The 14,533-nt window shown below is 42.8% G+C and carries 16 protein-coding genes; 1 reads left to right on the forward strand and 15 read right to left on the reverse strand.

Features of this window, described 5'->3' with window-relative positions:
• Positions 1-340: 340 nt before the first annotated feature.
• The 5 genes from AXW61_RS03700 to AXW61_RS03720 form a co-directional block, all read right to left on the reverse strand.
• The gene (locus AXW61_RS03700) at positions 341-2,623 is read right to left on the reverse strand and encodes a TRAP transporter large permease subunit (RefSeq protein WP_062032499.1); all 2,283 of its coding nucleotides are present in this window, start codon (positions 2,621-2,623) and stop codon (positions 341-343) included.
• A 182-nt stretch (positions 2,624-2,805) separates the two neighbouring features.
• Complete coding sequence (gene rrtA, locus AXW61_RS03705) at positions 2,806-3,378, reverse strand: rhombosortase (RefSeq protein WP_062032502.1); 573 nt, start codon at positions 3,376-3,378, stop codon at positions 2,806-2,808.
• 71 nt (positions 3,379-3,449) lie between these two features.
• Complete coding sequence (locus AXW61_RS17740; RefSeq protein ID WP_004977889.1) at positions 3,450-4,487, reverse strand: hypothetical protein; 1,038 nt, start codon at positions 4,485-4,487, stop codon at positions 3,450-3,452.
• Positions 4,488-5,007: 520 nt separating this feature from the next.
• Complete coding sequence (locus AXW61_RS03715) at positions 5,008-5,394, reverse strand: protein YgfX (RefSeq protein ID WP_062032505.1); 387 nt, start codon at positions 5,392-5,394, stop codon at positions 5,008-5,010.
• A gap of 5 nt (positions 5,395-5,399) precedes the next feature.
• On the reverse strand, positions 5,400-5,657 hold the full coding sequence (locus AXW61_RS03720; protein WP_005401275.1) for a succinate dehydrogenase assembly factor 2: 258 nt from the start codon (positions 5,655-5,657) through the stop codon (positions 5,400-5,402).
• 192 nt (positions 5,658-5,849) lie between these two features.
• Between AXW61_RS03720 and AXW61_RS03725 the strand changes: the two genes are divergently transcribed.
• Positions 5,850-7,022, forward strand: a complete 1,173-nt coding sequence (locus tag AXW61_RS03725; protein WP_062032507.1) for an acyl-CoA dehydrogenase family protein — start codon at positions 5,850-5,852, stop codon at positions 7,020-7,022.
• Positions 7,023-7,056: 34 nt separating this feature from the next.
• Here AXW61_RS03725 and AXW61_RS03730 read toward each other — a convergent pair whose 3' ends face one another.
• From AXW61_RS03730 to rplO, 10 genes are all read right to left on the reverse strand, one after another.
• Positions 7,057-7,848 carry an alpha/beta hydrolase gene (locus AXW61_RS03730; RefSeq protein ID WP_062032510.1) on the reverse strand — a complete coding sequence of 264 codons (792 nt, stop codon included), beginning with the start codon at positions 7,846-7,848 and terminating at the stop codon, positions 7,057-7,059.
• A gap of 139 nt (positions 7,849-7,987) precedes the next feature.
• Positions 7,988-9,478 carry an NAD(P)/FAD-dependent oxidoreductase gene (locus AXW61_RS03735; protein ID WP_062032513.1) on the reverse strand — a complete coding sequence of 497 codons (1,491 nt, stop codon included), beginning with the start codon at positions 9,476-9,478 and terminating at the stop codon, positions 7,988-7,990.
• 195 nt (positions 9,479-9,673) lie between these two features.
• Positions 9,674-10,039 carry a 50S ribosomal protein L17 gene (gene rplQ, locus AXW61_RS03740; RefSeq protein WP_004691290.1) on the reverse strand — a complete coding sequence of 122 codons (366 nt, stop codon included), beginning with the start codon at positions 10,037-10,039 and terminating at the stop codon, positions 9,674-9,676.
• Positions 10,040-10,057: 18 nt separating this feature from the next.
• Entirely contained in the window at positions 10,058-11,065 is a 1,008-nt protein-coding gene (rpoA, locus tag AXW61_RS03745) for a DNA-directed RNA polymerase subunit alpha (RefSeq protein ID WP_004691292.1), read from the reverse strand.
• A gap of 16 nt (positions 11,066-11,081) precedes the next feature.
• Positions 11,082-11,708 (reverse strand): 30S ribosomal protein S4, encoded by a 627-nt coding sequence (gene rpsD / locus AXW61_RS03750; protein ID WP_004691294.1) that lies wholly within the window; start codon positions 11,706-11,708, stop codon positions 11,082-11,084.
• Between the two features lie 12 nt (positions 11,709-11,720).
• Positions 11,721-12,107, reverse strand: a complete 387-nt coding sequence (gene rpsK / locus AXW61_RS03755) for a 30S ribosomal protein S11 (protein ID WP_001040166.1) — start codon at positions 12,105-12,107, stop codon at positions 11,721-11,723.
• A 19-nt stretch (positions 12,108-12,126) separates the two neighbouring features.
• Positions 12,127-12,483, reverse strand: a complete 357-nt coding sequence (gene rpsM / locus AXW61_RS03760; protein WP_004691296.1) for a 30S ribosomal protein S13 — start codon at positions 12,481-12,483, stop codon at positions 12,127-12,129.
• A 107-nt stretch (positions 12,484-12,590) separates the two neighbouring features.
• The gene (rpmJ, locus tag AXW61_RS03765) at positions 12,591-12,707 is read right to left on the reverse strand and encodes a 50S ribosomal protein L36 (RefSeq protein WP_000867907.1); all 117 of its coding nucleotides are present in this window, start codon (positions 12,705-12,707) and stop codon (positions 12,591-12,593) included.
• 19 nt (positions 12,708-12,726) lie between these two features.
• Complete coding sequence (gene secY, locus AXW61_RS03770; RefSeq protein ID WP_171054269.1) at positions 12,727-14,046, reverse strand: preprotein translocase subunit SecY; 1,320 nt, start codon at positions 14,044-14,046, stop codon at positions 12,727-12,729.
• 45 nt (positions 14,047-14,091) lie between these two features.
• Complete coding sequence (gene rplO, locus AXW61_RS03775) at positions 14,092-14,532, reverse strand: 50S ribosomal protein L15 (protein ID WP_004691300.1); 441 nt, start codon at positions 14,530-14,532, stop codon at positions 14,092-14,094.
• Position 14,533: the final 1 nt, after the last annotated feature.

Here is a 14,533-nt window from a genome sequence, read left to right on the forward strand (position 1 = left end):
TTCAATCAGCACTAAGCTATTACATAACTCATCATCTCTTTTGAACCACCTCCACTAATAAAGTCTCTAGTCGCTATACATCACAGCCCCTAGCTCATACCAAAGATATCTTTTAGAAAGACTTTATTTGTCGATTAATTCTTTTCATTGAGCTTAAGTGCTGGCTGATTTTTAAGATGGGACACTTAGCAATATTCTTGTACTTTGTTTTGATATAAGTGACGATTTGAGTGGGTAACTCCTAGAAAGAAGCTATTTTCTTCAGAAGTATCTCAAATAACTCCAAAACATAAAAAAGCATCCAAAGATGCTTTTTTATGGTCTAACTCAAGTTCACAACTTAGTGATACCAGCCAAATAACTTAAAGAAGTATGGAACATAAGCAATGATCAGCATCGCTGGGAACAACACGATCAAAGGTAAAATCCAACGTTCATAACGATAATAGAAAGATAAATGACGCACTTCCTCATCGGCCTCATTCACCTCGGCATCACCAATGGATTGTCTTGCTAAAAGATGATTAAGAGCCACAGGTGGTGTCACATAGCCCAACTCAAAGCCAATCAAGGTGATCATCCAAAAATGGACAGGATGAATACCATATTGATAGGCCACAGGTGCAACCGTCGCAGAAATCAAGATCACGGCGCCAAACGGATCCATAATCATCCCAACAAAGACCATCAACCCCAAAATCAGGGTAATGACCAAGAACGTACTGCTAATATCAGTCGGGAAGAAACTCATTACCTCCGTACGTTCAAGCAATCCGCCCACGCTCACCGACAGTGCCATTAAAATGACCAAAGCACCAATGTGTCCAACGGTTTCACTGGTCGAGATATGCATCGACTTCCAAAAACCGACTTGGCGTAACACGTCCATGGAACTAGATTGAACCACCCCATGATTCACCACTTGTCCATCATCTGCGGCATTACCATGTAGCCCTTCACGGTATTCTGCATGGGCAACTTGAGCCCCAGCCAATGCAGGTTCACCACCCGAGTTATAATTTGCGCTGAGTGTCTCATCCCAATGCCCCACAGCAGGCAAAGGCGCAGGCTGATGACGTAATTTATCAAACAACACGATCATCAATAAAATCACAGGCATCATCACGGGTGCAGTAAATTCATTTAGGTCAGTGTCTAATAAGAATTTATAGAACATCCACGTGAGGACAAAAATCACGATATAAGGCACAACTGCTAAGAAAGCACGCCCTGATTTCGGTGCGGCCAAACTCGGTGCCGCGATGCGGAATTTACTCTCTGCAAAGAAGAGTGAAACCACTAAAAACAGTGTTGAGGTCAGTAAGAACGTGTAAACACCATATTGATAAAGTAAGTCCGTCGTGACTTCTTTGTTTAAGGATGCCACCACCACAATCAATAAGCATGGACGCAAAACTACACCCAGCGAACCCGACATTGCCGTTGCAGCCAAAGCAAACTGACGACGTCCACCTGCATTCCAGACTTCTTTATAAATAATCGCCCCTGCTGCAATCACAAAGATCCCTGATGCACCCGTATATGCGGTCGGTAAAGCCGCAGCGATTAAAATCAACCAAGTTAAAGTTTCAGGAGCCAAATTCCATGGACGCAAAATATTTAAGAACAGATCCACGACACGGGTTTGTTTCAACAACATACCCGCCCAAATAAATAGGGCTAAATTCAGGAAAATACTGGAGAATTCAACCAACTGTCCCAAGTAAATCCCTTGCCCCATGGGGTAGTCCATGAAGAAGATAAATGCCACACCTGTAATCACCGCCATGTAGGCATACAGAGGCACACTCAGGAAAGCAAAGCCTAGACGCCCGCCGGCTTTGGCCTCTTTCGGTGGGCTAAACAGCTGCCACACACTTATCAAGGTAAGTACCGAAAACAGAATCATCCACAGCCAATAAATCAGCTGGGTTTCGCCATTCATCGGTACACCCGAGTCTTTAACTGAGTTAAATTGGCTAATGCTCGAGTAAGTTAATAAACCATTACCCAGTGTCATCAGTAGGCTATAAACACGATAATCCAGCTTGGTTGCAGGACCACGCAAACCAATATGATGGATTTTTAAGGTCGCGCTAATCGCAGCTAAAACCACCATAAAAATTAATAGAATGGCGCGATTTTCTGTTCCGAATTTAAAAATACCAAAAAAAGTGGTTTCAAAATTACGATAGGCACGAATACTTGGGTGTGCCTCCATATGTTGCATGGCTTTATCATAAAACTGATACTTTTCTTCACACTGCTGCACACCTGCCAAAATGGACGCACGCACATCCGCTTCCGAAGCCGTACCAAAGAAGTCGGCGAACTCATCTGCAGCGTTGGCTTGCATTTGGGTTTTGACCAAAGCATCCACATTCGGCTGACGATTACACTCTGGCTTGGCTGGCTCTGCCCTTAAAAAAGAATACTGCATACCTGTGGCTGGATCGCCATATAAGCGCTCGCCCATACGTAGCAATTGGCCATGGATCATTTCACCTGTACCAATTAATAGCGTAAGTAACAGTAAAATCAGAATGACAAAAGTAGAAATCCACTCGGTCCATATATACTTCAGCAGATCGAGTCCTGATCTGCGCTGTCCATGATTCTGCATGTTGTTTCCTATTTTTATTACCGTTCTGTCCAGCGCAATACACCGTAGAACCTGTCGTTTTAGTCGGCTCGAGCTTGTCCTTTCTCTATGCCTTTAGATTTTTGTTTTGTTTATCTTTGCATCAAATTTATATTTTTGAATATGACAATCTGGATTTTCTTTTTAAAATTTAGGTCAATCCTCTATTCATCAAATAGATTTACCCCGATTAAATACACAGCTGCAATCACAATTCCCCAGATCACGCCCAACAAATGTGCTTCGACCAAAACTGGACTCCCGATCAGTTCAGCCGTAGCACTCTCGCCAAAGGTATTTTCCCAAATCAGTTTGCCTAAAATGAGAAACAACACCAAACTCGCAAACATCCGTTCTTTACGATACAGCAAATGGACAATGGCTATGGCAGTGAACATCCCATGCAGCACACCTGACAGTCCAGCATAGGCTTCAATATCCGCCAGAAAATAATAAAAACTCAGACTAATCAGTGGCGGTAAAATCAGCAATAACGCCACAAAATGCCAGACACGGGCCCGTGGAAAAATAAAAGGCAAACACATAAAAGCCAGCATATTGAGTGCAAAATGAATCCATCCCACATGTACCCAATGCGCGGTCCACAAGCGCCAAATTTCAGGAAAAATATCCACTCGCCAATAAATAAATTGATCTTTAAAAATCTGTAGGCATGCCGAGATCGACACGACAAACGCAATCAAAATGATTTTTCGATTCAGAAATTGATCATGCATCACATGTCCTTATCGTGTTGCTCATTTATTTATTGTTATTTTTTCTGCCCTTCGGCTCAGTTTAAAATTGGTTAACTTTCACTAAACAACTCATCTAGCTCAGAACGGTCTTCTTTTTCATCCCAGAAGTGCGCCATACCACCATCCCCAGTTCGTGTCCCAGTATGTTCAGTCCAATAACGATCCGAAATCCCTTGAACCATACTCGAGGCCATACTATCAATCAGTTTAAATTGTGGATTGCTCTGTTTTTCATCACTATAAGAAGCCGCATAACTTTTCAATGCATCACGAATCTTGGCATCGTCACCACTGGCTTGAGCCGCTATAGCATACATTGCATGAGATAAACGAACCCCTTTTTGCTCCCCAATTTGCATCGATTGCTTCAAGGTCTGATATGGATCAGGTTTGCCTTCACCCGCACCTGGCAATAAGGTCCAAATCACCGCACGTGTTGCATTCGGCGCCCCCCAAAACTTTTCATTGTCTAGACACACCATCCCACGTTCAACAATAGCCGCAATGTCTTTAGGAACATTGACTGCACCACCTGAGTTAATATCATTGGTCATGGCTTGTAACCCACTCAACATCCCCAGCATATATACAGTTTGATCCAAATCGCTGTTCATTTTTGGACAGCCTTCGCCCAATGGTTTCTTATATTTCTTTTCCCAGCGGTTTTGAAAAAGTTGATAGCCAGTATATTGGCGTTGTGCTGCAGTCGCCGCCCAACGCTTTTGTTCAATTCGAGCATCCTGTGCTTCAGAGACATTGCCTGCTTTCGAGGCACGCAAATAACGTAACTCTGCCTCAAGCGCCTGATTCTCCGCACAAATACCTGATGCTGAATAAAGTAGAACTGCCACACGTGTTGGATCTGCCCCCATGTCTTTGGTCGACATAATCGCTGGAGTCAAAGCATTGCCTGAATTACACACCATCTCAGCGTCTTCCATGGCTAAAATAGGCGGTACTATATGTTTTTCACTAAACCCAAGCGCAACATTGGCACCTGTTTTAACCACTTGTGAACAACCCGAAAATAATAAACTTGTAAGCGCTACAACAGCCACACCTTGGCCTATTTTTTGGACTTGCGACATTTTCCTGTCCTCTATTTGTATAATTGTATGTGTCCATGCTGACAAACATAGCAGAAGCATTTTCCGAAGAAAAGAGTATTTACTCTAAATCAGACCACTACTCTGCCATGAAACAAAAAGCGGAAAATTGACTAAAATGACGCCTCAACTTTTTTTTAGGCAAAAAAAAGTAGCATAGCGACGGTTCGGCACATGCTACTTATCAACTGGGAAGCCTAGCTAGGCTTTGTTTGGTGCAAATCGTTCCTTCAGCACAGTTCCTAATCGTCCTATAACAATCGCTAACACAATTGCTACCACTAGAAACATCCAAGTTGGGATCATCATACGATTTTCCTTGTTTGCTGTTGGTGATTTGAATGTACATTTTAAGATCAAAAAACTGTAGGAAAGTTGTCTGACAATCCAAAAAAGCACATCAGTTTCTTCAGATATGTCAGACAAAGTAAGACTTTATATATTTATACTTATTATTTTTCAATAACTTAATTAAATTGTATGAGTTAAAATTGTCCAACAATTATTGCATTTTAGTGAGTATTTTCAGGGCTTTCCATTGCGTGATGGGTAACTGATCACACCAAACCAACATCGGTTTTGCTCTAAAGTGTTGAAAATAAATCACAATATAAGCACGATGATCCACAATATGGCTGATTTGCACTCGTTGTACATTGGTTTGTTTCTGAAGTGACAAAGACCAATCACGGCCATCTAAATGCTGAAGCTGAAAATGTTGCGGCCCACGTAGAAAAAACAAATACAGCACAAAGCCAGCAACCAAAGCGATCAGCCACAGTCCTAAAGGAAGTAGCTGATACAAGACCAGCATCAGAACGGCATAAATCGACAACTGAAACACATAAGCCAGACGGCTGGGTTTAAGTTGAAAATGACGATGTTCCATTGCACTTATCCGTGTACATAATGCTTTAATTTTTGAATCAAGGTTTTCATTTCAGGGTGCGGCGGCTCAGAGACTTCCATAAACCAATCCAGCAAATCAGGGTCTTCCTGTTCAACCAATGCCGCAAACATGGCCTTTTCCGCAGGATCCGCCTGAAGATAATAATTTTTCACATAAGGGTCAAAGTACACATCAATTTCTTTTAAACCACGACGTGCACGATAAATTACTTTACGCTCTTCTAGGCTCATTTCTTCAGTCATTACATTCCCCAAATTAATTGAAACGGCTTAGTTTAACCGATCACACCGCCCTCGCCACTAGTTAAATGTCGCAATTTCAACAACTGGCAAAACTCATCAAAAAATCAAATAGATTTGAGCATTCAGTCCATTGTCGCATGTCCTGCTTTTCACTACTCTTTTAGCAAAATAACAACATCAGGATGAGCTTCCATGCAATCAGGCGCAATTCGCCCTTTAAACAATATGCTGCCGCGCAACTTATTTAATGCTGAACATGAGGCATTTCGAGAAACTGTTCGAAAGTTTTACGCCAAAGAAGTCGTTCCGAATATTGAAAAATATGAACAACAACAACATGTCGATCGTGAACTATGGAATAAAGCAGGCGCCATGGGACTACTGTGTGCCACTATGCCTGAGGCTTATGGTGGCTCGGGTGTAGACCGCTTGTACAGTATGATTTTGATTGAGGAACAAGCCTATGCCATGGATTCCTCGACAGGGTTTTCACTACACTCTGACATTGTCGCGAACTATATCAATAACTTTGGCAGTGAAGCACAAAAACACCATTGGTTAACGCGAATGGCTTCGGGTGAAACCGTCACAGCCATTGCTATGACTGAACCCGGCACAGGCTCAGACTTGCAAGCAGTACGAACAACAGCTGTTTTAGACGGGGATGACTATATTATCAATGGCTCCAAAATCTTCATTACCAATGGCTATCTCTGCGATATGGCGATTGTGGTCTGTAAGACAGGCAATAACGAAAAAGGTTCAGCCAATCTCTCTTTAATCATCGTTGAAGCTGATCGTGCGGGCTTCAGTAAAGGTAAACCTCTCAATAAAATTGGCATGAAAGGACAAGACACCTGCGAATTATTTTTTGATCATGTACGCGTGCCTAAAGAAAATCTGCTGGGTATGGAAGGCATGGGCTTTATGATGCTGATGAAAGAACTGGCTTGGGAGCGCATGTTGGTGGCCATTATCTGCCAAGCGGGTGCAGAAGCAGCACTGGCACATACTGTTCAGTACACCAAAGAGCGTAAAGCTTTTGGAAAAACAGTTTCAAGCTTTCAAAATACCCGCTTTAAATTGGCGGAGTTGCGTACAGAAATCGATTTTTGCCGTGCTTACCTCGACCGTTGTATGCAATTGCAACTGGAAGAGAGTCTCGGCATTGATGCCGCAGCAGCAGCCAAATATAAAATTTCCGAGATGTTTTCTAAAGTTGTCGATGAATGTCTACAATTGCATGGCGGCTATGGTTATATGCTGGAATATCCGATTGCACGAGCTTATCTAGATAATCGTGCCAATCGCATTTATGCCGGAACCAATGAAATTATGAAAGAGCTCATTTCGCGTTCTCTTTAACTCAAATAGCCCATCTTTGGATGGGCTTTTAGTTTTAACAATGTGCTTGGTGAAACTCCGCAATCAAAGCAACCACCAACTCTGGCTGCTCTTTATGTGGCATATGATGTAGACCTTCTAAAATATGCAGTTCAGCCTGTCCAGACACCCCTTCAAAAATCTGCTGAGGTTGTGCAGTACTGCCGTATTCATCCAGTTCACCATGAATAACCAGAGTTGGACAAAGCACATCTTTAATCACTCTGGCCAAATTCCAAACTTGAAAAGCGGGCGATAGCCATGTTTCAGTCCATGCATCAAGTACCCACTGCGCCTTTTCAGGGTGATATTTCTCTAAACGTTCCATTTGTCCCGCTTGTTGAAAACCAACTTTTGCTTCACTTATACCCGCCAGTGTTAGCGCTTCAACCGCATATTGTGCAGAGATTGAAATTAATCCTTGGCAACGCTCTGGATAAGCCGCAGCAATCGCAACAGACATCCCCCCACCCACGCTATACCCGAGGATGACAAAATTCTGGATCGAAAAATAATCCAATACAGCTTTAAAGGTCTGTTCTGCTTCAGTGATAACGAAACTATATGCCAGTGGCTGCTTACTCGCATCGGATAAACCAAAACCTAAGCGATCATAGGCATAGACCACTCGCGCGGTCGCTTGTGCCAGTTGAGCAGGAAAATCCCGCCACAAAGCCACACAACCTAATGAATCGTGCATTAAAATAATCGGGGCTAAAGCATGATCTGCTGCATCAGTGTGCCATTTTTTGGCATGAATCATATTTGATGCAAATGGGACTTGGTAACTTTGTTCTAAGATATTCAAAATATTCCCTATTCTTTATCTTTTAAGTTTTTAAAATCATCCAACAGTCCAACAGTTTAAGAAAGTAAAAACAGAACACCCTAAAGTCATTTCCTTAAAAAAAGGAGCATTACGCTCCTTTTAAAATCAACTACTCAGCTTAAGACACCAGTTTAGGCTTCTGGTTCAATGCTGCATCACGTTTAGCAAATTTCAGTACTCCATCCTCAAAAGAAGCACTTTTCAATGTCTTCCGATCCGCAAGATAATTATTGCTCACTTTCCATGGCGCATGTTTACCCTGTTTTGGCATCACATTGGCAGCACGTGCAATATAACCTGAGCTTAAACTGCCCATGACCGTATCATCCATGAGCTCTGTCGCATCACCCTGAGGAATCACTTCTGCCCACTGCTTTTGATCCATATAGTTGAGTAAGCGGCAAATAAATTCAGCTGCAATATCCACCTTCAAGGTCCATGACGCATTAATATAGCCAATAATCATCGCCATATTCGGTACATCACTCACCATCACGCCCTGATACAACATATGTTTAGAGGTATCTAACGGTTTGCCATCAATAGTTGCTTGTATACCACCCAAGATTTGAATTTCTAGACCAGTGGCTGAGACGACAATATCTGCCTCTAAATGCTGACCAGACTTTAATTGAAGACCCGTTTCAGTAAAACGCTCAATCTGATCTGTTTCAACACTGGCTTGGCCTGAACGAAGAATTTTAAATAAATCACCGTCTGGCACCACACATAATCGTTGATCCCAAGGATTATATTCTGGGGTGAAGTGCTTCATGTCCACTTTACCTTTGAGCTGCATCTTAATCGACTGTAGCAGCAGTCGACGGAGTAACTTCGGTTGTTTCTGCGCGAGTGCATAAATCCCGCGTTGCATCCCAATATTACGCGCACGAGTCAGTTTATAAGCCACATCTTCAGGCAATACTTTACGCATTTTGTCATATACAAAATCGATCGATGGTACCGAAGCAATATAGGTTGGAGAGCGTTGTAACATGGTGACATGCGCCGCCCCACCTTTGGCCATTGCTGGCACCAGCGTGATCGCTGTCGCACCACTGCCAATAATGACGACTTTTTTACCTGTATAATCTAATTTTTCAGGCCAAAACTGTGGATTTACAAACTCGCCTTTAAATACTTCTTTATTTGGAAAATCAGGTTGGTAGCCTTGGTCGTAGTTATAATAGCCTGTACAGCCAAACACAAAATTTGCAATCCAGTTTTCTTTTTTGCCTTTTGCATTCTCAATCACTATCTGCCACTTTTTCTGAGCAGAATCATAATTGGCGCTGAGTACGCGATGCTTAAAATGAATTTTTTCTTTGAGTTTCTGTTCATCAATGACTTCCGCCAAATAGCCCTTAATTGAAGAACCATCTGCCAAAACGCTGGCTTGTTGCCACGGTTTAAAATTAAAACCAAAGGTCGACATATCTGAATCAGAACGAATACCTGGGTATTTAAACAAATCCCATGTTCCACCAAAGCTGTCACGACGTTCAATAATTTCAAACGAACGTTGTGGACAATGCTTGGTTAAATGTGCCGCAAGGCCAATGCCTGAAATACCAGCACCTACAATGAGCAGATCGACGTGCTTATCCATGTTGTTTTTATCCTGTCTTATATTCTGTTCTTATTAAACCATAAAACTGACAATACACAATGTCAAGTTTAAGCAGATATTTCGTAAAATATGTCACTACAGGCCAAAATACAAAGATTGTCGAACAAAAAACCATAAAAAAAGACCAGTGAAACACTGGTCTTTTTCTAAGAACAACTGAATAGTTCTACGAAATTATTTAACTTCGCGATCTACTAGTTCAACGTAAGCCATCGGCGCAGCATCACCTGCACGGAAGCCCGCTTTAAGAACACGTAGATAACCGCCGTTACGTTCTTTGTAACGAGGGCCAAGAACGGTAAATAATTTACCAACAGTTGCTGCTGAACGAGTACGAGCAAACGCTAAGCGACGGTTTGCAACAGTATCGTTTTTAGCTAAAGTGATTAAAGGCTCAGCTACACGACGTAACTCTTTTGCTTTAGGCACAGTTGTTTTGATCAACTCGTGCTCAAACAAAGAGTTAGCCATGTTTTGAAACATCGCTTTACGATGGCTGCTTGTACGGCCTAATTTCACACCACTATTACGATGACGCATGGTGATAGTCCTACTTAATTAACGGCTACGATAGGCGAAACGATCGTCCATACGGAGACTAGCTGGTGGCCAGTTCTCTAAACGCATGCCGAGTTGTAAGCCTTTTGAAGCCAGAACATCTTTGATCTCAGTAAGCGATTTTTTACCAAGGTTAGGAGTTTTGAGTAACTCAACCTCAGTGCGCTGTACAAGATCACCAATGTAGTAAATGTTTTCTGCTTTCAAACAGTTAGCAGAACGAACAGTAAGCTCTAGATCATCTACTGGACGAAGCAAAATCGGATCAACTTCTTCACGAGGTTCTTGAGCAACAGGAGCTTGATCTTTCTGAAGGTCAACAAAAATTGCAATTTGTTGTTGCAAGATTGTTGCCGCTTTGCGGATCGCTTCTTCAGGATCAACTGTACCGTTGGTCTCAAGATCAATGACCAATTTATCAAGGTCTGTACGTTGTTCTACACGAGCGTTTTCCACTGTGTAAGACACACGTTTGATTGGGCTATAAGAAGCATCTAACTGTAAGCGACCTACAGGGCGAGTTTCGCCTTCTGGGAAACGCGAGTCAGAAGTTTCATAACCACGACCTTGAGAAACTTTCAAGCGCATTTTTAATGAGCCTGAAGCACTTAAAGTACCGATCAAATGTTCAGGGTTAACCACTTCAACATTATGAGGTAAACGAAGGTCAGCGGCAGTTACGTCGCCAGGACCTTGTTTCTCTAATGTCAAATAAGCTTCATTTTGATCGAACAGCTTAATAGACAATCCTTTTAGGTTCAGCAAGAGCTCGACGATGTCCTGCTGCAAGCCTTCCAAAGTACTGTACTCGTGCTCGACACCTTCAATCTCAACTTCAACCACAGCAGCGCCAGGCAAAGAAGAAAGAAGGATGCGACGTAAAGCATTGCCCAGAGTATGACCAAAGCCACGCTCTAAGGGTTCTAGAATAACTTTTGCCGAGGTCCCGCTAACCGCTTCGACCTTGATCGCTTGCGGAGTTAGAAACTCATTTGCAGTACGCGTCATATTGCTACCTCAAGGATTATTTAGAATACAATTCTACAATCAAGCTTTCGTTGATTTCAGCAGGTAAATCTGAACGATCTGGTGCAGCTTTAAACGTACCTTCCAACTTAGAATGGTCAATTTCCATCCAAGAAGGAATACCACGTTGTGCAGCTAATTCAACTGCGTTTTTGATACGCAATTGTTGTTTAGCACCTTCATGCACAGCAATTACATCACCAGCTTTAACTTGGATAGACGCGATGTTAACACGACGGCCATTCAAAGTGATCGAGCGGTGAGATACAAGCTGACGAGCTTCTGCACGTGTAGAACCAAAACCCATGCGATAAACGACGTTATCAAGACGGCTTTCAAGCAGTTTCAACAAGTTTTCACCAGTTGCGCCTTTCACACGAGCAGCTTCTTTATAGTAATTACTAAATTGACGCTCTAAAACACCGTACATACGACGTACTTTTTGTTTTTCACGTAATTGTAGTGAGTACTCAGATTGTTTGCCACCACGCGCTCCGCCATGTTGGCCAGGAGCTTTAGCAGCTTTTTTAGTTTTGACGTCAAATGGTTTAACGCCAGATTTTAATTGCAGGTCTGTCCCTTCGCGGCGAGAGAGTTTGCATTTTGGACCAATATAACGAGCCATGAATGTTTCTCCTTACACGCGACGTTTTTTAGGTGGACGGCAACCGTTGTGCGGGATTGGCGTCACATCGGTAATGCTGTTAATTTTATAACCCACTGCACCTAAAGCACGAACCGCAGATTCACGACCAGGACCAGGACCTTTTACAAGGACGTCCAAGTTTTTCAAACCGTAGTCTAAAGCAGCTTTACCAGCAACTTCAGCAGCTACCTGAGCAGCAAACGGAGTTGATTTACGTGATCCACGGAAGCCTTGTCCACCAGAGGTAGCCCAAGCCAGTGCATTACCTTGACGATCGGTAATAGTCACAATGGTGTTATTAAAAGAAGCGTGAATGTGTGCAACACCTTCAGAGACGGTACGAGTGACCTTCTTGCGTGTGCGAGTATCTTTAGCCATCTTTTAGCTTCCAGAAATCTTATTTCTTAATAGGTTTGCGCGGACCTTTACGGGTACGTGCGTTAGTTTTGGTGCGTTGTCCACGGACAGGCAAGCTGCGACGATGACGAAGACCGCGGTAGCAGCCTAAATCCATTAAACGTTTAATGTTCATGGAAATTTCGCGACGTAAATCACCTTCGGTTGGAACCTTAGCAACTTCTGCACGAATCGCATCAAGCTGAGCGTCATCTAATTCACGGATCTTTGTAGTCGGCGCGATACCAACAGCAGCCAAGATATTCTTAGCAGTGTGGCGACCTACACCAAAGATGTACGTTAGAGAGATAACAGCATGCTTGTTATCCGGAATGTTTACACCGGCAATACGAGCCATTCAATTTTCTCCAAAAAGGCAGTTAAGACAATCAACCGCCCCACAAAAATCTTGAGGGGCGGATAATAACCTAATTAGCCTACTGAAATCAACAGGTCTTGATCAGATTAACCTTGACGCTGCTTATGACGAGGTTCTGCGCTACAAATTACGCGAATAACCCCATTACGACGGATAACTTTACAGCTACCACAAATTTTCTTTACAGAAGCTTGTACTTTCATGATGAAACCTCAAGTGCGCTTATCCCTTAGGATGAGCAGTCGTTTTTCTCATTAACGTTTGATTATCGTACTGATGCGAGGTGAGATGTGCTTGCAGCTGAGCCATAAAGTCCATCACTACCACCACAACAATAAGCAAAGATGTCCCACCTAAAGAGAATGGAATACCAAATGAGCTTTGTAAAATCATCGGCATTAAGCAAATGATGGTGATATAAATCGCGCCAATAAATGTCAAACGGTTAAGAATATGATCTAAGTAACGAGCAGTTTGCTCACCTGGACGAATACCAGGTACATAAGCCCCGCTGCGTTTCAAGTTTTCCGATACTTCTTTCGGGCTAAATACAAGCGCTGTATAAAAGTAACAGAAAAAGATAATTAACGCACCAAAGAGCACCAAATACAACGGCTGACCAGGCGAAAGCACTAATGCCAAATCTTGCAAACTACGTTTGATAATACCCGCATTCGGATCTGCACTACCCACCCATTGCCCTAAGCTCGCAGGGAACAAAAGCAATGAACTTGCGAAAATCGCTGGGATCACACCCGCCATATTAATTTTTAATGGCAAATGCGACTGTTGTGCAGTAAATACACGACGTCCTTGTTGTTTTTGAGCATAGTTTACTGGAATACGACGTTGCGCCTTCTCAATAAACACAATTGCAGCTAATACAGCCAGTGACAACACGCCAAAAATTACCAAGCCGATTAGACTGGTTTGACCATTATCTACTGATGATATTGATTGCAGAATTAAATTCGGCAAACCTGCAACAATACCGGCGAAGATGATCATGGAAATACCATTACCCACCCCACGTTCGGTAATTTGCTCACCTAACCACATCAAGAACATTGTACCTGCAACCAAAGAGGTTACAGCTGGTACGTAGAAAGCCAGACCTGCAGTTAAGGTAATCCCTTGACTGATCAGACCAGCACACATCCCAATTGCCTGCACGAGTGCAAGGAACAATGTACCCTGTCGCGTATATTGATTAATCTTACGCTTGCCTTGTTCGCCTTCTTTCTTTAAAGCTTCCAGCGAAGGAATAACTGTAGACATTAACTGCACGATAATCGATGCAGAAATGTACGGCATAATCCCAAGAGCAAGAATGGACATACGCTCTAATGCACCACCTGAAAACATGTTAAACAAACCAAGGATCGTGCCTTGGTTTGCATTAAAAAGATTTTCAAGTGCGGCATTATTAATGCCTGGTACTGGAATATGTGCTCCTAGTCGAAAAACCAATAATGCACCGATGAGAAACATCATGCGGCGAATAATTTCACGGTATTTCACATGAAATGGCTGGCCTTTCATCATATTGACATGACCTGAAGAACTAGGAGACATAGACACTAGCGATTACTCCTCGACTTTACCGCCAGCAGCTTCAACAGCAGCTTTAGCGCCTTTAGTCACAGCAACACCTTGAACAGTGAATGCACGAGTAATTTCACCAGAAAGTACGATACGAGCACGTAACATATCTTTACGTACAACGTTTGCAGCTTTTAAAGTTTCTAGGCTAACGATGTCGCCTTCCACTTTAGTAAGCTCAGATAAACGTACTTCAGCAGTTTTCAAAGCGATTTGGCTAGTGAAACCGAATTTAGGTAAACGACGATATAACGCAGTTTGACCGCCTTCAAAGCCTGGACGAGTACCACCGCTCTTACGTGAATTCTGACCTTTGACACCACGGCCACCAGTCTTACCAACGCCAGAACCGATACCACGGCCTAGACGACGATTTTCACGTTTTGCACCTTCAGCAGGTGCAAGCTCATTTAAACGCAGAGTCATG

Origin of the sequence: Acinetobacter sp. BMW17, from assembly GCF_001592855.1 — a bacterium.
In the GTDB taxonomy this organism is placed as follows: Bacteria; Pseudomonadota; Gammaproteobacteria; order Pseudomonadales; family Moraxellaceae; genus Acinetobacter; species Acinetobacter johnsonii.

Coding starts and splice junctions, on each gene's coding strand:
- rpsD (WP_004691294.1), bottom strand. CDS start 11,708: ATGGCTCGTTATATTGGTCCAAAATGCAAACTCTCTCGCCGCGAAGGG.
- rplO (WP_004691300.1), bottom strand. CDS start 14,532: ATGACTCTGCGTTTAAATGAGCTTGCACCTGCTGAAGGTGCAAAACGT.
- rpoA (WP_004691292.1), bottom strand. CDS start 11,065: ATGACGCGTACTGCAAATGAGTTTCTAACTCCGCAAGCGATCAAGGTC.
- AXW61_RS17740 (WP_004977889.1), bottom strand. CDS start 4,487: ATGTCGCAAGTCCAAAAAATAGGCCAAGGTGTGGCTGTTGTAGCGCTT.
- AXW61_RS03715 (WP_062032505.1), bottom strand. CDS start 5,394: ATGGAACATCGTCATTTTCAACTTAAACCCAGCCGTCTGGCTTATGTG.
- rrtA (WP_062032502.1), bottom strand. CDS start 3,378: ATGCATGATCAATTTCTGAATCGAAAAATCATTTTGATTGCGTTTGTC.
- AXW61_RS03700 (WP_062032499.1), bottom strand. CDS start 2,623: ATGCAGAATCATGGACAGCGCAGATCAGGACTCGATCTGCTGAAGTAT.
- rpsM (WP_004691296.1), bottom strand. CDS start 12,483: ATGGCTCGTATTGCCGGTGTAAACATTCCGGATAACAAGCATGCTGTT.
- AXW61_RS03725 (WP_062032507.1), top strand. CDS start 5,850: ATGCAATCAGGCGCAATTCGCCCTTTAAACAATATGCTGCCGCGCAAC.
- rpsK (WP_001040166.1), bottom strand. CDS start 12,107: ATGGCTAAAGATACTCGCACACGCAAGAAGGTCACTCGTACCGTCTCT.
- secY (WP_171054269.1), bottom strand. CDS start 14,046: ATGAAAGGCCAGCCATTTCATGTGAAATACCGTGAAATTATTCGCCGC.
- rplQ (WP_004691290.1), bottom strand. CDS start 10,039: ATGCGTCATCGTAATAGTGGTGTGAAATTAGGCCGTACAAGCAGCCAT.
- AXW61_RS03735 (WP_062032513.1), bottom strand. CDS start 9,478: ATGGATAAGCACGTCGATCTGCTCATTGTAGGTGCTGGTATTTCAGGC.
- rpmJ (WP_000867907.1), bottom strand. CDS start 12,707: ATGAAAGTACAAGCTTCTGTAAAGAAAATTTGTGGTAGCTGTAAAGTT.
- AXW61_RS03720 (WP_005401275.1), bottom strand. CDS start 5,657: ATGACTGAAGAAATGAGCCTAGAAGAGCGTAAAGTAATTTATCGTGCA.